This window comes from Sphingomonas aurea (genome assembly GCF_030678875.1).
Lineage (GTDB): Bacteria > Pseudomonadota > Alphaproteobacteria > Sphingomonadales > Sphingomonadaceae > Sphingomonas > Sphingomonas aurea.
Map to the genome: position 1 here is coordinate 118,045 of NZ_JAUUDS010000008.1, position 21,252 is coordinate 139,296.

The window sequence follows — 21,252 nt, forward strand, 5'->3', positions numbered from 1 at the left end:
TCGTCCTGCCCGTCGTCCTGCCGCTGCTCGTCGCCGCGGTCGCCGCGCTGCTGCGCCATCGGCCACGCGCGGTCGCGGGGTTGTCGATCGCCGCCCATGCCGCGATCCTGGCGGGTGCCGTGGCGCTGCTCGTCCGCGCGCTGTCGGCCGAGCCGCTGGCGGTCACCATCTTCGGCGGCTGGCCCACGGGCATCGGCGTCGGCTTCGCCGCGCGGCTGCCGGGCGCCGTGCTGGTCGTCGTCGCGGCGCTGATCGCCTTTGCCGCCGCGCTCTACGCCGTCGCCGATATCGGTGCGCGCCGCCGCGCCGGCGGCTATGACGCGCTGTCGCTCGCCATGCTCGCGGCGGTGAACGGCGCGTTCCTGACCACCGACCTGTTCAACCTCTATGTCTGGTTCGAGCTGGCCCTGGTCGCCGCCCTCGGCCTGATAACGCTCGACCGGCGCGAGGCGCAGATCGGCGGCGCGTTGCGCTACGCCGCCTTTGCGATGCTGGGCGCGACCGCGATCCTGGCCGGCATCGCGCTCCTCTATGGCGTCACCGGCACCCTCGACCTCGCTACCCTCGGCCGCCTGCTGCGCACGACACCGCCGAGCGTCGCGACCGCTGCCGCCGCCGCGCTGCTGCTCGGCGGGCTGGCGCTGAAGTCGGGGCTGTTCCCCTTCCACCAGTGGCTGCCCTCCTCCTACGCCGCCGCGCCGGTGACGGCGGCGGCGGTGTTCGCCGGGCTGCTGACCAAGATGGGTTTCTACGCGTTGGCTGTGGTCCTCGCCGGGCTGTGGGGCGGCACGACGCTGCTCCTCCCGCTCGGCCTGATCGCGGCGGCGACGATGGTGCTGGCCGCGCTGTCGGCCTTGACCCAGACCGATATGCGCCGGCTGCTCGGCTATCACGTCGCGGCGCAAGTGGGCTACATGGCCGCCGGCCTCGCCACCGGTACCGCACAGGGCGTGACGGCGGCGGTGTTCTACATGATCCACTCGATGATCGTGCAGGCCAACCTGTTCCTCGGCATCGGCGCGATCCGGCGCGCGACCGGCAGCTGGAACCTGGCGCATACCGGCGGCATGATCCGGTCGAACCCGCTCTTCGCCTTCCTGTTCGCGGTGCCGATGCTGTCGCTGGCCGGTATCCCGCCGCTGTCGGGCTTCTGGGCCAAGCTGCTGGTGGTGCGCGCCGGGCTGGACGCAGCGCCGTGGCTGGCGGTGGCGGCGTTGCTGTCGGCGCTCATCACCATCACCTCGGTCGCGATCCTGTGGTCGGAGGCGTGCTGGAAATCGCTGCGCGGGCGCCGCGTCCGCCGGGTGCCGCCCGCGATGCTGGCCGGCATGGGCGTGCTTTCCGCCGCGACGCTCGCGATCGGGCTGATGCCGGAGCCGGTGCTGCGCGTCGCCCGCCTGTCGGCCGCCGCCATCGCCCGAATGGGGGGCGGCGCATGAGGAAGCTCGTCGCCGCCCTTGCGCTGGCCGGCGGGTTCCTGTGGGACCTGCTTGTCTCGTCGCTGCTGGTCGCGCGCATCGTGCTGGGTCGCCGGGTCGACACAAGACCGGCGATCCTGGTCGTGCCCGTGCACCTGCGGCGCGACTGGGCGGTGGTGCTCTATGCCTATTGCACCTCGCTGACGCCGGGATCGACCTGCCTCCACATCTCGGCCGACCGGCGGCGGCTCTACCTCCACATCCTCGACGGTCGCGATCCCGAGGCGACGCGCGCCAGGTTCGCGCGCATCTACGAGCGGCGGCTGATGGAGCTGGAACGATGATCGATCTCTCCACGGCAGCCGCCGTTCTGGCCGTGCCACTGTGCGTCGCGCTCGCGCTCGCCGGGTGGCGGATGGTGAAGGGGCCGAGCTTCGCCGACCGGTTCGTCGCGCTCGACATGCTGACTGCGGTCGCGGTCGCATTCGCCGCGCTGACCGCGGTCGCGACCGGGCGCAGCGCCTTTCTCGACATCGCGCTCGGCCTGTCGCTCATCAACTTCGTCGCCACCGCCGCTTTCGCGCTGTTCCTCGAGCGCAAGAGCCGGCGCGAGGGGACGGCGCGATGATCGGCCCCATCTTCGGCGTCGCCCTCATCACACTGGGCGTCGCCTTCCTGCTGATCGCCGCGATCGGGCTGATCCGCCTGTCCGATCCGCTCCAGCGGATGCACAGCGCGACCAAGGCCGGTACGCTCGGCACCGCGCTGGTGGTGGTCGGCGTGCTGGCGATCGGCGATGTCGCCCGGCCCTCGACCGGCATCCTGACGATCCTGTTCCTGCTGCTGACGCTACCGCTCGGCGCCCAGCTGCTCGGCCGCGCCAGCTATCTCTCGGGCGCGCCGCTGGAGGGGATCGACGACGATCCGCTGGCGGAGGAGTTGGAGAAGGAGGAAGAGGACACCACCGCATAACCCCCGCGCTCCCGCGAACGCGGGAGCCAGTACCGGGTCCCCGCCTTTGCCGGGACACAAGAGGTGGTGACGGTGCTAGATCCCGCCCGCCGTCACCGCGCGACCATCCGCTACCAGTGCGGCGGTCAGCTCCGCCAGGCACGCGTCGACCACCGCCTCGTTAGGGCTGCGCGCGACGAAGTTCGCGCCGGTCCGCCCTTCACGAAAGAAGGGGTAGCTGCCGATCGCCACCCCAGGATGCGCCTTCTCTGTCGTCCGCAGCAGGTCGGCAACCTCACTCTCGGCGACCCAGCAGCCGATCGACTTCGACACCACCGGGCGCCCGCCTGGGAGCGTGCCCGTCAGCGCGTCGAGCATCCCGGCGGTGATGTGCGGCACGCCAGCCATGATGAAGACGTTGCCGATGCGGATGCCGGGCGCGCCCGACACGCGGTTCTCGATCAGCCCGGCCCCCGCCGGCACCCGTGCCATCCGCGCTCGCGCCTCGGTCAGCCCGCCGCGCGTCGCGTAATACGCCTCCAGCACCGCCATCGCCTGCGGGTGATGCACCACCTCGACCCCCAGCGCCGCCGCAATCGCATCAACGGTAATGTCGTCGTGGGTCGGCCCGATCCCGCCGGTGGTGAACAGGTAATCGTTACGGGCGCGAAGCTGGTTCACCGCCTCGACGATCGCGTCCTCGCGGTCACCGACCACACGCACCTCGGCCAGGCGGATGCCCTGCACGTTCAGCCAGGCGGCGATCTGCGCGACGTTCCGGTCCTGCGTCCGCCCCGACAGGATCTCGTCGCCGATCACCACCAGCGCCGCGGTCCAGATGCGTTCGTCCCGTGTCATGCCGGCCTCTGTCATGTCCGTGCCATAGCCTCGCCAAATCGCCGCCGCCACGCTATATGACGGTGATGACCGATTACGTGACCGTGACCTCCGATGCCCCCCTCGCGCGCACCGGCGCGATCAAGCTCCACGGCCCCGCCGCCTTTGCGGGCATGCACAAGGCCGGGCGCCTCGCCGCCGAGACGCTCGACATGCTGGTGCCGCACATGGTGCCCGGCGTGACCACGGCGGAGCTGGACCGGCTGATCTACGATTTCGTGACGGCGAACGGCGGCGTGCCGGCGACGCTCGGCTATCGCGGCTACACCCACTCGACCTGCATCTCGATCAATCACGTCGTCTGCCACGGCATTCCGTCGGAGAAGACGCTGAAATCGGGCGACATCGTCAATGTCGACGTTACCCCGATCGTCGATGGCTGGCACGGCGATTCCAGCCGCATGTACCTTATCGGCGACGTGCCGCTGAAGGCACGCCGGCTGGTCGAGGTGACCTACGAGTGCCTGATGCTCGGCATCGAACAGGCGAAGCCCGGCAACCGCATGGGCGACGTGGCCCACGCCATCCAGATCCATGCCGAGCGCCACCGCTACGGCGTGGTCCGCGACTTCTGCGGCCACGGCCTCGGCCGCCTGTTCCACGACGCGCCTGAGGTCGTCCATGTCGGCCGCCCCGGCACCGGGCCGGAGCTGAAGCCGGGCATGATCTTCACGATCGAGCCGATGGTGAACATCGGCCGCCCCGACGTGAAGCTGCTCGACGATGGCTGGACGGCGGTGACCCGCGACCGCTCGCTCTCGGCGCAGTTCGAGCATTCGATCGGCATCACCGAGACGGGCTGCGAGATCTTCACGCTTAGCCCGGCGGGCCATCACCAGCCGCCCTACGCCTGATCCTGGGTCGGTCATTGCCGCGAAGGCGGGGATGACGGATTGGTACAGGTCCACCCCCACTCTAATCGCCTCACCCGATCGGTCGCATCGGAATAATCGCCTTTATTGCTGCACCGCAGCACCCTACAGGGCTCCCGTTTCGCACTGCACAAACGGGAGTTCCCCTCATGTCGATCATCGGCACCACGCTGAAGCCGTTCACCGCCCAGGCCTATAAGGCTGGCAAGTTCATCACCGTGTCCGAGGCCGACGTGCTCGGCAAATGGGCGGTGTTCTTCTTCTACCCGGCCGACTTCACCTTCGTCTGCCCGACCGAGCTGGAGGACCTGGCCGACAACTACGCCACCTTCCAGAAGATGGGTGTCGAGGTCTACTCGGTGTCGACCGACACGCATTTCAGCCACAAGGCTTGGCACGACAGCTCGCCCGCGATCGGCAAGATCGCCTACACCATGCTCGGTGACCCCGCCGGCGTCGTGACCAACAATTTCGGCGTGATGCGCGAGGGTCAGGGCCTGGCCGACCGCGGCACCTTCGTCGTCGATCCGGACGGCGTGATCCAGCTGATGGAGATCACCAGCGAGGGCGTCGGCCGCAACGCGATGGAGCTGCTGCGCAAGATCAAGGCGGCCCAGTACATCGCCGCCCATCCGGGCGAGGTCTGCCCCGCCAAGTGGGAAGAGGGCGAGACCACGCTGGCCCCGTCGCTCGACCTCGTCGGCAAGATCTGACGACCTAGCTCCTCCCCTACAAGGGGAGGTGGCAGGCCGCAGGCCTGACGGAGGGGTGTCACCCTCTCGATAGCGCGACACCCCTCCACCACCGCTTCGCGGCGGTCCCCCTCCCCCTATGGGGGAGGATTGTCTCAAGGAGCCCGCACCGTGCTTGACGTCAATCTCAAGACCCAGCTGAAGACCTACCTCGCCAACATCCGCACGCCGATCGAACTGGCCGCCGCCGCCGACGATTCGTCGAAGTCGCGCGAGATGATGCAGCTGCTGTCGGACATCGCCGCGCTGTCGGACAAGGTCACGATCGTGCACGGTGACGACGACGCGCGCCGCCCCTCCTTCCTGATCCGCCGCATCGGCACCGACGTCGCGGTGCGCTTCGCCGGCATTCCGCTGGGCCATGAATTCACCTCGCTGATCCTCGCCCTGCTCCAGGTCGGCGGCCATCCGCCCAGGCTGGCACCCGAGATGATCGAGCAGATCGCTGCCCTCGACGGTGACTATGAATTCGAGACCTATTTCTCGCTCACCTGCCAGAACTGCCCCGACGTGGTGCAGGCGCTGAACGTGATGAGCGTCGTCAACCCGCGCATCCGCCACACCGCGATCGAGGGCGGGCTGTTCCAGGACGAGGTCGCCGCCCGCAACATCCTGTCGGTCCCGGCCATCTTCCTGAACGGCGAGCCGTTCGCGCAGGGGCGCATGGAGGTGGAGCAGATCCTGGCCAAACTCGACACCGGCGCCGGCGCCCGCACCGCCGCGGCGATCGCGGCGAAGGATCCGTTCGACGTCCTCGTCGTCGGCGGCGGCCCGGCCGGCGCGTCGGCGGCGATCTATGCCGCGCGCAAGGGCATCCGCACCGGCCTCGTCGCAGAGCGGTTCGGCGGGCAGGTGCTCGACACCATGGCGATCGAGAACTTCATCTCTGTCCAGCACACCGAGGGGCCGAAGCTCGCCCAGCAGCTGGAGGCGCATGTCGACCAGTACGGCGTCGACATGATGAACCTCCAGCGCGCCGAGAAGCTGGTGCCCGCGCGCAGCCCCGGCGGGCTGCACGAGGTGCGCCTCGCCGGCGGTGCGACGCTGAAGGCGCGCACGGTGATCCTGTCGACCGGCGCGCGCTGGCGCAGCATGAACGTGCCCGGCGAGGACGCGTACCGGAACAAGGGCGTGACCTATTGCCCGCACTGCGACGGCCCGCTGTTCCGCGGCAAGCGCGTCGCGGTGATCGGCGGCGGCAATTCGGGTGTCGAGGCGGCGATCGACCTCGCCGGCCTGGTCGCGCACGTCACGCTGATCGAGTATGCCGCCGACCTGAAGGCCGACGCGGTGCTCCAGCGCAAGCTCGCCAGCCTGCCCAACGTCACCGTCGTCACCTCGGCGCTGACCACCGAGGTGGTCGGCGACGGCACCCGCGTCACCGCGCTCCACTACAAGGACCGCACCACCGGTGCCGCGCACGAGATCCCGCTGGAGGGGGTGTTCGTCCAGATCGGCCTCGTCCCCAACACCGAGTGGCTGAAGGACAGCATCGCCCTGACCCTTCACGGCGAGATCGAGGTCGATGCGCGCGGCGAAACCAGCGCCGCCGGCATCTTCGCCGCCGGCGACGTGACGACCGTGCCGTTCAAGCAGATCGTGATCGCGATGGGCGAGGGCTCGAAGGCGTCGCTGTCGGCGTTCGACTATCTGATCCGCCTGCCCGCCGAAGTGGAGTCGGCGGCGGCGTGATGTGTCGGCCACGATGCGAGGAGCGCGCGCCTCGCATCTGCCTGCCGCCATCATCTCACCCGTGGGCGACGTCCGCACCGAGACCCAGGATCGGATGTGCAAGCATGCGAGCGGGCCGGATCGAACCCGCCGTCGCGTGACCGCCAGACGATCGTCTGGCCGGTGCGGCCGGGTGCCGGCAAGACGCGCCGTTGTCGCGGCATGACCGCGTCGGTCGCATCAGCTTCGCCGCAACGACAAAGGGCTGCCGGATCGCTCCGACAACCCTTCATGTCTATCCGAAGAAGCAGATCAGGCGATGACCGCCTTGGTGCTGCGGCGGCGATAGCGGGCGCTGGCGCCGACCATGCCGAAGCCGACGAGCATCATCGCCCAGGTGGCGGGCTCCGGCACCGCGGCGACGTTCAGGACGCCGAACACGTCGGCCGAGGCGTTGCCGCCCTCACGGACGTGGAACTCGTTGGCGCCCGAGTTCAGGAAGCCGTCACCCACGACGTTGGTCAGGCCGAGCAGCTTGAAGGTATAGGCCTGGCCGTTGACGGTGAAGGTGTCCGCGGTCTGCAGCGACGGGAAGGTGATGTAGTCGGCGTTCTCGTCAGCGGTGCCGGTGTTCGGCGTGCTGTTCAGGCCCAGGATGAAGCTCTTGGTGAAGGCGCCGATCGCGGGGTCCGAGAAGTTGAACGCCAGGTTCAGGCCGATGCTGGTCAGCTCGGTGCCGTTGTTGATCGTGCCGTTGTAGTAGGAGATCGAGCCGATCTTGAACTGCTGACCGACCGTCGCCGAGAACGGCGTGTTGGCCGCGAAGGTCATCTCGTTGACCTTGCCGCCGTCGGCAGCAACGCCCCAGGTGAGGTGGTTGGTGCCGGTGCCGGTCGACGTGCCCGTCGTCGGCTTGGCATCGACGAAGGTCGCCGTCGTGGTGCCGGTGACGTTGTTTGCGGCGAGAGCCGGCGAAGCCGCAACGGAAGCGGCCAGAACTGCGATTGAAAAGATCTTCTTCATTTTCCCCAACCCTTTAGCGGAATGATTACCGGGTGTTGATCCCTGGACGTCTAATGCCAAAACTTTCGCGAAGATGAACGGGAGAAATGACACGGCTATTTTCAGTCATCCAAATCGATGCGCGCACCAGTACTACGTGATTATTGAAGGGCTTGTTTGGTTAAGCTAGCCTCGAAAAGGTACATCCCGCCGCTCAATTCGTTTCACAATGCGACATCACTCATATTTGTCTTAATAAGATCGTCGAAAACTGCTTTTTGCTCCGGACATGCTGCCGCCACATGCCTGACGACCGTTCGGGGTGACGTGCCGGCCCCACCTCGCTATGGCGCGCGCATGACTCAGCCCGCGCCCCAGATCACGCCCGAAATCGTCGCCGAGCACGGCCTGTCCGCGGAAGAATATGAGCGCGTCCTCCACGCGCTCGGCCGGGAGCCGAACTTGGTCGAACTCGGCATCTTCTCGGTCATGTGGTCCGAGCATTGCAGCTACAAATCCAGCCGCATCCACCTGAAGAAGCTGCCGACCACCGGCCCGCAGGTGATCTGCGGCCCTGGCGAGAATGCCGGCGTGGTCGATATCGGCGACGGTCAGGCGGCGATCTTCAAGATGGAGTCGCACAACCACCCCAGCTACATCGAGCCCTATCAGGGGGCGGCGACCGGGGTCGGCGGCATCCTGCGCGATGTGTTCACGATGGGGGCGCGGCCGATCGCCAACATGAACGCGTTGCGCTTCGGCCGGCCCGACCATCCTAAGATGCGCCACCTCATCAGCGGCGTCGTCTCCGGGATCGGCGGATATGGCAATTGCGTCGGCGTGCCGACGGTGGGGGGCGAGGTGAACTTCCATCCCGCCTATGACGGCAACATCCTGGTCAACGCGATGACTGTGGGCATCGCCGACACCGACAGGATCTTCTATTCGGCCGCGTCCGGCATCGGCAATCCGATCGTCTATGTCGGGTCGAAGACCGGCCGCGACGGTATCCACGGCGCGACCATGGCCTCGGCCGATTTCGGCGAGGATGCCGATGCCAAGCGCCCGACCGTGCAGGTCGGCGACCCCTTTACCGAGAAGCTGCTGATCGAGGCGTGCCTGGAGCTGATGGCGACCGACGTGATCGTCGCCATTCAGGACATGGGCGCCGCCGGCCTGACCTCCTCCAGTGTCGAGATGGCATCGAAGGGCGGCGTCGGCATCGAGCTGGTGATGGACGACGTCCCCCAACGCGAGGAGGGCATGACCCCCTATGAGATGATGCTGTCCGAATCGCAGGAGCGGATGCTGATGGTGCTGAAGCCCGGCCGCGAGGCCGAGGCGGAGGCGATCTTCCGCAAGTGGGAACTCGACTTCGCTGTCATCGGCCGCGTCACCGATACCGGCCGCATGGTTCTGACGTGGAAGGGCGAGACGGTCTGCGACATCCCGCTCGGCCCCCTCGCCGACGAGGCACCGCTCTACGACCGGCCGCACGTCCCGACGCCGAAGCCGGCCGAGCTGGCGGATCGCCCCTATAGCAGCGACATCGCCGGTGACCTGCTGAAGCTGATGGGCTCGCCCGACATCGCCTCGCGCCGCTGGATCTGGGAGCAGTACGACCACATGGTCGGCGCCGACACCGTCCAGCGCCCCGGCGGCGACGCGGCAGTGGTCCGCGTCCACGGGACGACCAAGGCGCTGGCGATCACCACCGACTGCACGCCCCGCTACTGCTTCGCCGATCCGGTCGAGGGCGGCCGCCAGGCGGTAGCGGAGGCGTGGCGCAACCTGACCGCGGTCGGCGCCGACCCGCTCGCCGTCACCAACTGCCTGAACTTCGCCAACCCGCAACGGCCCGAGATCATGGGCCAGATCGTCGGCTGCCTGGAGGGCATGTCGGACGCGTGCCGCACGCTCGACTTCCCGATCGTGTCGGGCAACGTATCGCTCTATAACGAGAGCAAGGCGACCGGCGGCGGCTCGGCGATCCTGCCGACCCCGGCGATCGGCGCGATCGGCCTCCTGCCCGACTGGCAGAAGAACGTGACGATCGCCTTCAAGGGCACCGGCGACATCATCCTGGCGGTCGGCACCCGCGGCGGCCATCTCGGCCAGTCGCTGTGGCTGCGCGAGTGCCACGGCCGCGAGGAAGGCCCGCCCCCGCCCGTCGACCTCGCCGCCGAGCGCCGCACCGGCGACTTCGTTCGCAGCGCGATCCGCAGCGGTCAGGTCACCGCCTGCCACGACGTGTCCGACGGCGGCGTCGCGGTGGCGATCGCCGAGATGGCACTCGCCGGCGACGTCGGCGCGATGATCGACCGCAAGCAACCTTATGACTGCGCGCGCAGCTTCTTCGCCGAGGATCAGGGCGTCTACATCGTCACCGTCCACGACCACGCGCTGCTCGACTTCCTGGGCGCCGCCCATGCCGCCGGGGTCGAGGTGGAGCCGCAGGGCCGCACCGGGGGCAGGCGCCTGATCTTCGAGCGGCCCGATCGCGACGACGTGATCGCCCTCGACGCGCTGCGAACCGCGCATGAGGGCTTCTTTCCCCGGCTGATGGGATCGGAAATCGCTGTCTGATCCGGTGCCGCCGTTCCCGCCCGTTGCGCGGGGACGGCGGCACCCGGACCCGCCGACCTGCCGCAAGTGCTAAAGAATTCTACCTTGCGTGCGTTTACCATGATTTCGTTGATGATAGCTTCGTCACGCCACCGGGGAGCAGCCAGGACCCGGCATCAGGGTCCGACCGGGTGGAAAGGGGACCAGCTATGACAATCCGCCCTGTTCACGGCGTATTAGCCGCGCTTCTGATGGCCTCTGCCGCACCCTGCCAGGCCGCCGTCCTCACCGGTACCATGGCTAACGGGATGAAGTTCGAGGCATCGAACACCATCGTCGGCACCACCTCCACCGCCTCGGTCGCCTTTGGCGGCGACCCCCGGTATTTCGCGACCGCACCCAAGTATAGCGGCGTCGTGTCGCTCATCATGGACCGCGGCGCCGCCGGCAGCTTCATCTGCTCGGGCTCGCTGCTCGCCGATCGCCGCTCGGTCCTGACCGCCGGCCACTGCGTCAGCGACGGCGCGGGCACCGCCAACCCGATCTCGACCACCGCCTATTTCTACGGCGGCTCCGATCCCGACGTGGTTCCGCACCTCGACTCGGCGGGAACGGCGGTCACCGTCAGCGACTATTTCGTCAATGCCGCCTATACCGGGCAGGTCATCGACCAGAACGACATCGCGATCGTCCGCCTGTCAGAGGCGGCGCCGCTGTTCGCCACCAGTTACGATCTGTACGATGGCGGTGACCTGACGCTGCAGGACTTCAACGTCGCTGGCTATGGCCGCCGCTCGACAGTGGGCGGCGATCTGGGCGTGGATGCGGGCGTCGGCCGCCGCCGCCAGGGCGACAATCGTTACGAGTTCCGCCTCGGCGATCCCGAGCTGGACGGCGCGTTCGACGGCGCGCTGGACGATCCGGACAAGCCCGCTGCCAACTATTCCAACGTCTATCTCGCCGATTTCGACAATGGCCGTCGCGCCAACGACGCCGCCTGCCTGATTACCGGCGCGATCGGCCTGCAGAGCTACAAATTCTGCGACCTGGGCCGCGGCGCGTCGGAGGCGAGCATCGCTCCGGGCGATTCGGGCGGGCCCGGCTTCATCAACGGCAAGATTGCGACCGTCACCTCGTTCGGGCTGACCTATTACGATTACGGCGATATCGACCGCAGCTATAACAGCAGCTTCGGCGAATATGGCGGCTTTGTCTCGACCGCGATCCATTCAAGCTGGATCTCCAGCGTGATGGCGGTGCCGGAGCCCTCGACCTGGGCGATGATGCTGAGCGGCTTCGGCATGATGGGCTATAGCCTGCGTCGCCGCCGCGCCGCGTCACGGGCGATCGCCGCCTGAGCGACGCGCCACCGGGCGGCCGGCTTTCGGAAGCCGTGCCGCCCGGTCGCCACAATGGCGTGACAGTAACGCGGGCATGACCGTCTCCTCTCCCGATCCCGGCGGCGCCGGGCGCGACCGGCTGGTGTCGCTCGACGTGATCCGCGGCGTCGCGGTGATGGGCATTTTGGCCGCGAACCTGCCCGCCTTCGCCCTGCCCGAGGCGGCCTATTTCTCGCCGATGGCGGCCGGCGGCACCGCGCCCGCCGATATCGCGCTGTGGCTGGCGAACCTCGTTCTCGTCGAGGGCAGGATGCGCGGCCTCTTCTCGCTGCTGTTCGGCGCGTCGATGCTACTGGTGATTGATCGCGCCCGCGCGCAGGGCGACCGGCCGGCGGCGACCCACATGGCGCGGATGGCGGTGCTGTTCGTCATCGGCCTGATCCACCTCTACCTGATCTGGTGGGGTGATATCCTGGCGCACTATGCGCTGTGCGGTGTGATCGCCTATCCCCTGACCCGCCTGTCGCCCCGTCCGCTGGTCCTGATCGGCATCGCCCTGTCGCTCCTCGGCATGGTCGAGATGGGCGCGGGGCTGGAAATGCTGGTCGCCAGCGCCGCGCGCGACACGCCGCAGGCGGTGGCGACGTGGAACAGCTTCGCGGTCGCGTTCGGCATCCCTCCCGCCGCCGATCTGGCGCAGGAGATCGCCGCCCATCGCGCCGGCTATCTGGCGAGGGTAGCATGGCGCTGGCATCACGCGATGGGGCCGCTGGAGGCATTGTGGCTCATCGGTCCGCAGACGCTCGGCACGATGCTGATCGGCATGGCTGCGTACCGCACCGGCTTCCTGACCGGCGGCTGGCCGCGCGCGCGCTATCGTCGCTGGGCGATCGCCTGCCTCGCGCTGTCGCTCGGCGGCTATGCCTGGCTGGGGGTGGAGACGATCCGCCACGGCTTCGCGCTGCCCTGGGTCTATGCGGGATCGATGGTCGTCTCGCAGCCGCTGCGGGTGATCGGCACGATCGGTTACGCCGCGCTCGTCATCCTGCTGCTGCGACCGGGCGGTGCGCTCACCGCGCGCATCGCCGCGGCGGGCCGGGTCGCCTTCACCAACTATCTCGGCACCAGCATCATGATGACCTGCGTCTTCGGCTGGGGCCTGGGGCAATATGCGATGTGGAGCCGCGCCGCGCTCTACCTTCTGGCGCCGCTCGCCTGGGCGGTCATGCTGGCGTGGAGCGCGCCGTGGCTCGCCCGCTTCCGCTATGGTCCATTCGAGTGGCTGTGGCGCAGCCTGTCGCGCGCCGCGTGGCAGCCGCTACGTCGCCTTCACTGACCGGAGGGCACCGCGCGGCGCCCGAAGCCGCCGACCCCCGGCGCGACCGGCCGGCGCGTGGTGACCAGCGGGCTCGCCTCGCGCTCCAGCAGCGCCAGCGTCTCCTCGAACAGGGGGCGCAGCTTGGTCACGTCTTCCAGCGCCTGCTCGGGCGTGTCCTGTCGCTCGACGCAGTCGCGCGCGATCACCTCGATCGTCTCGGCCAGCATCGCCAGCGGCTCCGCCCCGAACTGCCGCGCCTCGCCCTTCAGCGTGTGGGCGGGGATGACCAGCGCTGCCGCCTGCCCGGCGCGCATCGCCGCCTCGATCGCCGCGACCGACTTCACTCCGTCTTCGCGGAAATAGCCCAGGATGCGGACGAAGCCGCTGCCCAGTTCGGCACGGGCGGCGTTGTACGCCGTCCAATCCACCAATGTGCTTCCCTCGAACGACACGGCGCAACTCCGGGTAACTCTCAATGCAGAGTGCGTCCTATCCGGCGGAGGTAAACAGGCCGTTGCCTGTCCGACAAAATCGATGCCGCCGATCAGTCGCGCGTGTCGAACGGATTCTTAGGGGCGCGCATCGTCACCCGCACCGGCACCGCGCCGAAGCCCAGCTCCTTGCGCATCGAATTGACCAGATAGCGTTCATAGCTCGCCGGCAGCTGGTCGACCCGCGTGCCGAAGATCACGAAACTCGGCGGCCGCGTCTTCACCTGGGTGACGTAACGCATCTTTACCCGCTTGCCGCCGGGTGCGGGCGGCGGGTTGGCCTCGATCGCTCGCTCGAACCAGCGGTTCAGCTCGCCGGTGCCGACGCGCTTCGACCAGGCGTCGCGCACCTCGAACGCCGCACCCATCAGCTGGTCGATGCCCTTGCCGGTCGCCGCCGACACGGTGATGACGGTGACGCCCTTTACCTGGCTGAGGCCATCCTCCAGCGCCTTCTTCACGCCGTTGAACAGCGACGAGGCATTCTCGGCGATGTCCCATTTGTTCAGGGCGATGACCAGCGCGCGGCCTTCCTGCAGCACCCGGTCGGCGATGCGCAGGTCCTGCGCCTCCAGCCCCAGCGTTGCGTCGAGCAGCAACACCACCACCTCGGCGAAGTCGACCGCGTGGAGCGCGTCGGCGACCGACAATTTCTCCAGCTTGTCCTGCACCTTGGCGCGCTTGCGCATGCCCGCCGTGTCGATCAGCCGCACCGGATGGGTGCCGCCGCCCAGATCGGTCCAGACCCAGTCGACCGCGATCGAATCGCGGGTGATCCCCGCCTCCGGCCCGGTAATCAGGCGATCCTCGCCCAGCATCCGGTTGATGAGCGTCGACTTGCCGGCGTTCGGCCGTCCGACGATCGCCAGCTTCAGCGGCGCATCGGGGCGGTCGTCGTCCTCCTCGTCCTCCTCGGCGCGGCCCTCCAAATAGGGCAGCAGCGCCTCGAACAGGTCGCCCATGCCCTCGCCATGCTCGGCCGACAGCTGGACGGGATCGCCGAAGCCGAGCGCGAGCGATTCGAGGATGCCCTGCTCGCCACTCTTCCCCTCCGTCTTGTTGGCGGCGAGGACGACGGGGGTGGAGGACTGGCGCAGCCAGCGGGCGATCTCCTCGTCCAGCGGCACGATGCCGGCGCGCGCGTCGAACAGGAACAGCGCGACATCCGCCTGCGCGATCGCCGCCTCGGTCTGCAGGCGCATCCGGCCCGGCAGGGTCTGGGCGTCGTGATCCTCGTAGCCGGCGGTGTCGATCACGCGGAAATCGAGACCGATCAGGTGCGCATCGCCCTCCCGCCGGTCGCGCGTCACGCCGGGGCGGTCGTCGACCAGCGCCAGCTTCTTGCCGACGAGACGGTTGAACAGGGTCGATTTGCCGACATTCGGCCGGCCGACGATCGCGACCACGGGGAGCTTGGGCATGGCCGGCCTCTACCGGACCCCGCCGCCGCCGTCACCCGGCCATATTTCCCCCCTGTCATCCCGGCCTTGGACCGGGATCCCGCTAAGGCCGATCGACATGCAGCGCGGTAGCCCATTTTTCGTCATCCCCGCGCAGGCGGGGATCCAGAACCTATGACGTCGCGGCTCTATAAGCCGCCTCAGCGCGTCTGGATTCCCGCCTTCGCGGGAATGACGACAGGAATTTCCAAAGACTGCAATACTGAATGTCGATCGGCTCTAGTTTCCCGATCGCAGCAGAAGAGGGCCTAGCTCAAGGCCGGGCCAACGACAGATCGAGGATCCGTCACCGGTACGCCGTCACGCGCCCCTTCTGGTCCAGCGTATAGAGGATCTGGTTCGCCACGATCGGCGGCAGCGCGAAGGGCACCTTCGTGTCCACCGTCTGCACCACGCTGCCGTCGGTCGGCGAGGCGGAGACGATCTGGCCGAGCGAGTTGGTCAGCACCAGCCGCCCGCCCGCCAGCACCGGGCCGAACCAGGTGATCGGGCCGCTCTTTTTCTTTTCCTTGCGGAACCGCGGCAGCTGCGCAATCCAGCGCGCCTTGCCACTGGCGCGCGACAGGCAGGCGAGCCGCGCGTCGTCGGTCATCACGAACAGCCAGTCGCCCGCAATCCACGGCGTGGAGATGCCGGCCAGGTTCTGCTCCCACAGCCGCTGGCCGGTCGACAGTTCCAGCGACACCATGCGCCCGCCCTGCCCGACCGCATAGACGCGGCCGGCGTCGATAACCGGCGACGCATCGATGTCGGCCAGGCTGCCGACCGCCGTCGTGGTCGAGCTGCGCGACAGAGCGTCCTGCCACAGCACACGGCCATTCTCGTACCGATAGGCCGACAGCTCGCCCGACGAGAAGCCCGCGACCACCGATCCCTGGCTGACTGCGGGGGCGGCGACACCGAACACGCCTTGCGCCTCCAGCGTGCCAGACTGCGCCCACTGCACCTTCCCGTCGGCCTGGCTCAGCGCGAAAATCTGATTGTCCTGGCTGAGGACATAGAGCACGCCGTTGCCCGCATCGATCGACGGCGCGCCGCGCAGCGGACCGCCGGGCTTGCCGCGCCAGAGCTCCTTGCCGTCCGCCGCGTCCAGCGCGACCACGTCGCCCAGCCCGTCGGTGGCGAAGACCTTGCCCTCGTCATAGCTGACGCCGCCGCCGAAGCGCGCCGGCCGGTTGCTGCCGGCCGCTGCCAGATTGGCGGTCCACAGCACGGCGCCGGTATCGGCAGAGAAGGCGTGGAGCACCGCCTCGACATCGACCACGAACAGCTTGCCGTCCGCCATCACCGGTGCCGCCGCCAGCCGCTCGCGCGGGGAGCCGCCGGCGATCACCGCCTGCCACAGCCGCGCCGGGCTCTGGCCGAGTGCCAGCTGCCCCATCGACTTGGCCGCGTTGCCGCCGGGCTGCGCCCAGGCGGCGTTCACCTCGGGCGCGGGCAGTGTCACCGCCATCGTCGCCATCGCCGGATCGGTCTCGACGCCGTTCTCCGCCGCCAGGATCGGCACGCGCTGACCGACGGTCGGGGTCTTCTTGGGGCCACCGCCCTTGAAGATGCCGCAGGCGCTGAGCGCCATCAGCGCCGCCACCATCACCGGCGCGCGGAAATGCTTCATCATTGCGCAGACTTGTCCTGATTGGCGGGGGCCGCGTCGACGCCAAGTACCGACGCCATCTGAACCGCACGTTGACGGATCGAATCGGGCACGCCCTCATCCCGCGCGATCTGGCCGAACATCTGGCCGGCGGGTCCGCGCTGGCCGAGCCGCAGCTGCGCCAGCGCCACCATCTCGCCCGCGCTGCCCAGCCACGGATTGCCCGGCACCGCCAGCGGCCGCAGCCGGTCGACGACCACCTGCGGCTTCAGCGTGTCGAACTCGGCGGCGGTCTGGCGGACCAGCGCCAGGTCGCGGAAGGGCTGGGCCAGCCCGGTATCGCCTGCGATCTCGGCGAACTTGGCGGCGGCGGCCTTCAGGTCGTTGTTGCGCAGCAGGACATCGGCCTGGCTGAACTTCGCCAGCGCACGGTATCCGCCGCGGCTGGATCCGGCTAGGTCGGTCAGCATCGGCCCGGCCTTGGCGGCCTGGCCATTGGCGAGGGCATCATAGGCGGCCTGCAACTGCTCGCCCTCCTGCCCCGCGACCTCGGCCTGGCGATGCTGCCAGAACAGCCAGCCGCCGAACGCCGCCAGCCCGGCGACGACCGCGACGCCGACCCACAGGCCCCAGCGCTTCCAGAAATCGGTCAGCTGGTCGCGGCGGACCTCGTCATCGACCTCGCGGAGAAAGGCTTCGTTGGATTCGGGCGACAGCGCCAAGGAACGGCTCCGGGCAAAGGATCGATCAGGATCGGAAAAGGGCGACCAGCGCCTTTAGCCCCGGCCGGGCCGAAACGGAAGCGGGTCAATCGCGCGGCGCATAGGTCTGCGCCGCCCCGGGAAACGCCCGCTCGCGCACCTCGGCGGCATAGCGCGCCGCCGCCTCGCCGATCCGCGTGCCGAGATCGTCATACTTCTTCACGAAGCGCGGCACCCGGTCGAACAGGCCGAGCATATCCTCCGCCACCAGCACCTGCCCGTCGCACCGCGCCGACGCACCGATGCCGATGATCGGGCAGGCGACGGCCTCGGTGATCGCGACCGCGATCGGCTCGACCACCCCCTCGACCACGATCGCGAAGGCACCCGCCTCGGCCAGCGCGCGCGCGTCGCCGACGATCTTGTCCGCCTCCGCCGCGCTGCGCCCGCGCGCGCCATAGCCGCCCAGCACGTTCACCGCCTGCGGCGTCAGCCCGACATGGCCCATCACCGGAATGCCGCGCTCCGACAGGAAGCGGACGGTCGGCGCCATCGCCTCGCCCCCTTCCAGCTTCACCGCGGCAGCGCCGGTCTGCTTCAGCAGCCACGCCGCGCTCTCGAACGCCTTTTCGGGCGAGGTCTCGTAGCTGCCGAACGGCATGTCGACGACGACCACCGCATGCCAGCTGCCCCGCACCACCGCCGCTCCGTGCGCCGCCATCATCTCGAGCGTCACCGGCACGGTCGAGGGCAAGCCATAGACCACCTGCCCCAGACTGTCCCCGACCAGCAGCAGGTCGCAATGCGCGTCGAGCAGCTGCGCGGTCCGCACCGTATAGGCGGTCAGCATCACCAGCGGCTCGGCGGTGACCCCGTCCGCCTTGCGCGCCCGCAGCGCCGGAACGGTCAGCCGCTTCAGCGGCGCAGGCGTGGGATTGGCGCGGCTGGTGGCGGTGTCGATGGTGTAGGTGGTGGACATGGAGCGGGTTCTAGCCCGCGGCACCCTCCGGCGCCAGCAACGCTGCATATCGCTCGGGCTTGAACCCCGCCTCCAGCACCTCGCCGTGCGCCAGCATAGGCCGCTTTATCATCGACGGCTGCGCCAGCATCAGCGCCACCGCCTTGTCCGCGTCGAGCCCCGCCTTGTCCGCATCGGGCAGCTTGCGGAACGTGGTGCCGGCCCGGTTCAGCACCGCCTCCCAGCCGAGCCGCTCCACCCAGCCCCGCAGCGTCGCTTCGTCGATGCCGGCCTTCTTATAGTCGTGAAAGGCATAGGCGATGCCCGCCTGATCGAGCCAGGTCTGCGCCTTCTTCACCGTGTCGCAGTTGGGGATGCCATAGATCGTCAACGCCATTGTCACCTTGTGGAGCTTTCGGATGGCCGATAGCGGCTTGGGATCGCGAAAGCAGCCCGTCCGCTGTCGCCCCAATAGCGGACATTCGCGGCGTGCGGTAAGCGGGCTTATGAGAACACCAGCGCACCTGATCGCGGTATCGATGGCGTTGCTCGTTGGCTGCGCTCCAAAAACCGACCTTCCTATTCAAACTATGGAAGTCGCCATATCCGGAGCGCCGGAGCAAGTGATCTGTCGAATGCAGGTAGCGGCTCAGCAGACGGCGCTAAGCCTCCACGTCGGTCACAATCGAGCGAACGACGTAATAGCGTTCCGGCTTATTAGTGAGGAATATGAGGTTGAGGCAGTTAACTTTATGGGCGGCGCAAAATATGAATTGCGTCTGTATGTACCTTCCAAGGAAGGTCCGATTGTTGAGGCAGGCGAGCAGGCGCTCACACGTTTGGCGGAAGCCGTCTCCGACTCAGGCCCTGCCTGCCTCAATGTCAACTGACCACCAACATCTGCCAACAACCTTAGCACCATGCTTACGCTCACACCTGAAACCGCAGGTGGTGCAAATCAACGCACTGAGTGGTTAGAGAGGCCATGGCCCACCCCTTCTTCTCGCTCCACCGCCAGCGCATGATCCGCGTCGCGGCGGCGACGCCGCCTGCCAGCGTCGGTGATACCCGCGCCAATGCGGAGGCGGCGATCGCGCTGATGCGGGAGGCCGACGCGCGCGGCTGTGACCTGATCGTGTTCCCGGAACTGAGCCTGACCGGCTACGCCATCGACGACCTGCACCTGCAATCGGCGCAGCAGGCGGGGACGCTGGCCGCGATCCGCGCGGTCGCCGCGGCCTCGGCCGACTGCAAGCCCGTGCTGCTGGTCGGCGCCGCGCTGGAGCGCAGCGGGCGCCTGTACAATTGCGCGCTCGCCATCGCGGGTGGCCGGGTGTTGGGCGTCGTGCCCAAGACCTTCCTGCCCAACTACCGCGAATATTACGAGAAACGCTGGTTCGCCAGCGGCGCCGGCCTGACCGGCCTCGCCATCGACCTGGGCGAGGGAATCGGCACGGTCCCGTTCGGCACCGACCAGCTGTTCGCGGCGGACGACCTGCCCTTCTTCACCTTCCATGCCGAGATCTGCGAGGATTACTGGGCCCCCACCCCGCCCTCGACCGTCGGCGCGCTGGCGGGAGCGCTGATCTGCTGCAACCTGTCGGCGTCGAACATCGTCATCGGCAAGGCGCGCGAGCGGGCGATGCTGTGCGCGGCGCAGTCGGCGCGGACGGCAAGCGCCTATGTCTATTCCGCCGCCGGGATCGGCGAGAGCACCACCGACCTCGCCTGGGACGGACAGGGCATGATCTATGAACTGGGCGAACTGCTGGTCCAGTCGGAGCGGTTCGTGCGCGGGCCGGAACTGGCCCCCCGCCTCGTCGTCGCGGATATCGACTGCGAGCGGCTGATCCAGGAGCGGACCCGCTTCGGCACCTTCAACGACGCCGCGCGCGAGGCGGGGCATCCCGAGACCCGCTTCCGCCGCATCGGCTTCACCCACGGCGTCGACCTGGCCGACCGCGGGCTGGCGCGCACCATCCGCCGCTTCCCCTTCGTTCCCAACGACCCCGGCAAGCGCGACGCCGACTGCTACGAAGCGTTCAATATCCAGGTCGAGGGGCTGGCCAAGCGGCTTGAGGCGGCGCGCGCCGAGACGCTGGTGATCGGCGTGTCGGGCGGGCTCGACTCGACCCACGCGCTGATCGTCGCGGCCAAGGCGATGGACCGGCTGGGTCGCGGGCGCGACACGATCCTGGGCTTCACCATGCCCGGCTTCGCCACCGGCGAGACGACGAAGGCGAGCGCCTGGGCACTGATGCGCGCGCTGGGCGTGACCGCGGCGGAGATCGACATCCGCCCCGCCGCGCGCCAGATGCTCGCCGACATGGACCACCCGTTCGGCCGCGGCGAGCCGGTGTACGACGTGACGTTCGAGAACGTGCAGGCGGGGCTGCGCACCGACTATCTGTTCCGCCTCGCGAACCAGCGCGGCGGGCTGGTGCTGGGCACCGGCGACCTCAGCGAACTGGCGCTCGGCTGGTGCACCTACGGCGTCGGCGACCAGATGAGCCATTACGCAGTCAACGCGGGCGTGCCCAAGACACTGATCCAGTTCCTGATCCGCTGGTGCATCCGCACGAACCAGTATGACGCCGAAACCGATCAGATCCTGTCCGCGATCCTGGCACAGGAGATCAGCCCCGAACTGGTCCCCGCCAACGCGGAGACCGGCGCGTTGCAATCGACCGAGGACATGATCGGCCCCTATGCGCTGAACGACTTCTTCGCCCACTACGTGCTGCGCCACGGCCTCCCGCCATCGAAGATCGCGTTTCTCGCGTGGCACGCGTGGCGCGATGCGGCGGCGGGGCGCTGGCCGGCGGATTTCCCCGGGGACGCGCGCGTCGCCTATGACCTGCCCGTAATCCGTCACTGGTTGGAGCGGTTCTGCCACCGCTTCTTCCAGACCAGTCAGTTCAAGCGCTCCGCCCTGCCCAACGGCCCGAAGGTGTCGGCGGGCGGCGCGGTATCCCCCCGCGGCGACTGGCGCGCCCCGTCCGACGGCACCGCGCGCCTGTGGCTGGAGGAGATCGCGGCGAACATGCCGTAGACTCCTGACTTCGTCATTCCGAGGCAGGCGGGGATGACGGATGGGAAGCGCCCCCCAAATCTTGCCGTGGATCAACCCGGCGCGGTCCACCGCAAATCGGCATTCGTGACAATTCTGCCACCTTGATAAATCACCAGTGTCCGGGCATTGTGACGACCCTATGACAAGGCCTCCACCGGATGGATCGCGCGATCGCCGGATCGAGGACCC

General features: G+C 68.4%; 19 protein-coding genes and 2 pseudogenes. 13 read left to right on the forward strand and 8 right to left on the reverse strand.

Translation table 11 applies throughout. The features are described from left to right. The first annotated feature begins 80 nt into the window (after nt 1-80). The 4 genes from Q5H91_RS14070 to mnhG are packed head-to-tail and all read left to right on the forward strand — an operon-like array spanning nt 81 to nt 2,390. Nucleotides 81-1,439, forward strand: coding sequence for a proton-conducting transporter transmembrane domain-containing protein (locus tag Q5H91_RS14070; RefSeq protein WP_305174063.1), 1,359 nt, complete (start codon nt 81-83; stop codon nt 1,437-1,439). Then, on the forward strand, nt 1,436-1,762 hold the full coding sequence (locus Q5H91_RS14075) for a Na+/H+ antiporter subunit E (RefSeq protein WP_305174064.1): 327 nt from the start codon (nt 1,436-1,438) through the stop codon (nt 1,760-1,762). The genes Q5H91_RS14070 and Q5H91_RS14075 overlap by 4 nt, the downstream gene beginning before the upstream one ends. Next, nucleotides 1,759-2,046: an MrpF/PhaF family protein gene (locus Q5H91_RS14080; RefSeq protein ID WP_305174065.1), complete on the forward strand. Its 288-nt coding sequence runs from the start codon at nt 1,759-1,761 to the stop codon at nt 2,044-2,046. The genes Q5H91_RS14075 and Q5H91_RS14080 overlap by 4 nt, the downstream gene beginning before the upstream one ends. Then, nucleotides 2,043-2,390: a monovalent cation/H(+) antiporter subunit G gene (gene mnhG / locus Q5H91_RS14085; protein ID WP_305174066.1), complete on the forward strand. Its 348-nt coding sequence runs from the start codon at nt 2,043-2,045 to the stop codon at nt 2,388-2,390. The genes Q5H91_RS14080 and mnhG overlap by 4 nt, the downstream gene beginning before the upstream one ends. A 75-nt stretch (nt 2,391-2,465) precedes the next feature. Here mnhG and Q5H91_RS14090 read toward each other — a convergent pair whose 3' ends face one another. Further along, nucleotides 2,466-3,227 carry a competence/damage-inducible protein A gene (locus tag Q5H91_RS14090; protein WP_305174067.1) on the reverse strand — a complete coding sequence of 254 codons (762 nt, stop codon included), beginning with the start codon at nt 3,225-3,227 and terminating at the stop codon, nt 2,466-2,468. A gap of 65 nt (nt 3,228-3,292) precedes the next feature. Here Q5H91_RS14090 and map point away from each other — a divergent pair, with 65 nt between their 5' ends. From map to ahpF, 3 genes are all read left to right on the forward strand, one after another. After that, nucleotides 3,293-4,120, forward strand: a complete 828-nt coding sequence (gene map, locus Q5H91_RS14095; protein WP_305174068.1) for a type I methionyl aminopeptidase — start codon at nt 3,293-3,295, stop codon at nt 4,118-4,120. Nucleotides 4,121-4,287: 167 nt separating this feature from the next. Further along, nucleotides 4,288-4,851 (forward strand): alkyl hydroperoxide reductase subunit C, encoded by a 564-nt coding sequence (gene ahpC, locus Q5H91_RS14100; RefSeq protein ID WP_305174069.1) that lies wholly within the window; start codon nt 4,288-4,290, stop codon nt 4,849-4,851. Nucleotides 4,852-5,001: 150 nt separating this feature from the next. Further along, entirely contained in the window at nt 5,002-6,582 is a 1,581-nt protein-coding gene (gene ahpF / locus Q5H91_RS14105) for an alkyl hydroperoxide reductase subunit F (protein ID WP_305174070.1), read from the forward strand. Between the two features lie 291 nt (nt 6,583-6,873). Here ahpF and Q5H91_RS14110 read toward each other — a convergent pair whose 3' ends face one another. After that, on the reverse strand, nt 6,874-7,584 hold the full coding sequence (locus Q5H91_RS14110) for a choice-of-anchor K domain-containing protein (RefSeq protein WP_305174071.1): 711 nt from the start codon (nt 7,582-7,584) through the stop codon (nt 6,874-6,876). 336 nt (nt 7,585-7,920) lie between these two features. On the opposite strand from Q5H91_RS14110, the gene purL reads away from it, so the two are divergent. The 4 genes and pseudogenes from purL to Q5H91_RS14125 all read left to right on the forward strand — a co-directional run bounded on the left by purL (nt 7,921) and on the right by Q5H91_RS14125 (nt 12,804). Further along, on the forward strand, nt 7,921-10,149 hold the full coding sequence (gene purL, locus Q5H91_RS14115; RefSeq protein ID WP_305174072.1) for a phosphoribosylformylglycinamidine synthase subunit PurL: 2,229 nt from the start codon (nt 7,921-7,923) through the stop codon (nt 10,147-10,149). Nucleotides 10,150-10,436: 287 nt separating this feature from the next. Further along, nucleotides 10,437-10,922: pseudogene (locus Q5H91_RS16600) on the forward strand (trypsin-like serine protease); the annotation flags it as partial. A 450-nt stretch (nt 10,923-11,372) separates the two neighbouring features. Next, nucleotides 11,373-11,486: pseudogene (locus Q5H91_RS16605) on the forward strand (PEPxxWA-CTERM sorting domain-containing protein); the annotation flags it as partial. 76 nt (nt 11,487-11,562) lie between these two features. Further along, nucleotides 11,563-12,804 (forward strand): DUF418 domain-containing protein, encoded by a 1,242-nt coding sequence (locus tag Q5H91_RS14125; protein ID WP_305174074.1) that lies wholly within the window; start codon nt 11,563-11,565, stop codon nt 12,802-12,804. Here Q5H91_RS14125 and Q5H91_RS14130 read toward each other — a convergent pair. The 6 genes from Q5H91_RS14130 to Q5H91_RS14155 all read right to left on the reverse strand — a co-directional run bounded on the left by Q5H91_RS14130 (nt 12,798) and on the right by Q5H91_RS14155 (nt 18,387). Then, complete coding sequence (locus tag Q5H91_RS14130) at nt 12,798-13,217, reverse strand: Hpt domain-containing protein (RefSeq protein WP_305174097.1); 420 nt, start codon at nt 13,215-13,217, stop codon at nt 12,798-12,800. The two genes, Q5H91_RS14125 and Q5H91_RS14130, sit on opposite strands and share 7 nt — an antisense overlap. 113 nt (nt 13,218-13,330) lie before the next feature. Continuing rightward, nucleotides 13,331-14,698, reverse strand: a complete 1,368-nt coding sequence (der, locus tag Q5H91_RS14135) for a ribosome biogenesis GTPase Der (RefSeq protein WP_305174075.1) — start codon at nt 14,696-14,698, stop codon at nt 13,331-13,333. A 325-nt stretch (nt 14,699-15,023) separates the two neighbouring features. Then, complete coding sequence (locus Q5H91_RS14140; RefSeq protein ID WP_305174076.1) at nt 15,024-16,355, reverse strand: PQQ-like beta-propeller repeat protein; 1,332 nt, start codon at nt 16,353-16,355, stop codon at nt 15,024-15,026. Then, nucleotides 16,352-17,053 (reverse strand): tetratricopeptide repeat protein, encoded by a 702-nt coding sequence (locus tag Q5H91_RS14145; RefSeq protein ID WP_305174077.1) that lies wholly within the window; start codon nt 17,051-17,053, stop codon nt 16,352-16,354. Before Q5H91_RS14145 ends, Q5H91_RS14140 begins: the two co-directional genes overlap by 4 nt. Nucleotides 17,054-17,138: 85 nt before the next feature. Then, on the reverse strand, nt 17,139-18,011 hold the full coding sequence (panB, locus tag Q5H91_RS14150; RefSeq protein ID WP_305174078.1) for a 3-methyl-2-oxobutanoate hydroxymethyltransferase: 873 nt from the start codon (nt 18,009-18,011) through the stop codon (nt 17,139-17,141). A 10-nt stretch (nt 18,012-18,021) separates the two neighbouring features. Then, nucleotides 18,022-18,387: an ArsC family reductase gene (locus tag Q5H91_RS14155; RefSeq protein WP_305174079.1), complete on the reverse strand. Its 366-nt coding sequence runs from the start codon at nt 18,385-18,387 to the stop codon at nt 18,022-18,024. Nucleotides 18,388-18,529: 142 nt separating this feature from the next. Here Q5H91_RS14155 and Q5H91_RS14160 point away from each other — a divergent pair, with 142 nt between their 5' ends. Together Q5H91_RS14160 and Q5H91_RS14165 are read left to right on the forward strand one after the other, a co-directional pair. Continuing rightward, the gene (locus tag Q5H91_RS14160; protein ID WP_305174080.1) at nt 18,530-18,880 is read left to right on the forward strand and encodes a hypothetical protein; all 351 of its coding nucleotides are present in this window, start codon (nt 18,530-18,532) and stop codon (nt 18,878-18,880) included. Between the two features lie 95 nt (nt 18,881-18,975). Then, nucleotides 18,976-21,042, forward strand: a complete 2,067-nt coding sequence (locus tag Q5H91_RS14165) for an NAD(+) synthase (RefSeq protein WP_305174081.1) — start codon at nt 18,976-18,978, stop codon at nt 21,040-21,042. The last annotated feature ends 210 nt before the right edge of the window (nt 21,043-21,252 follow it).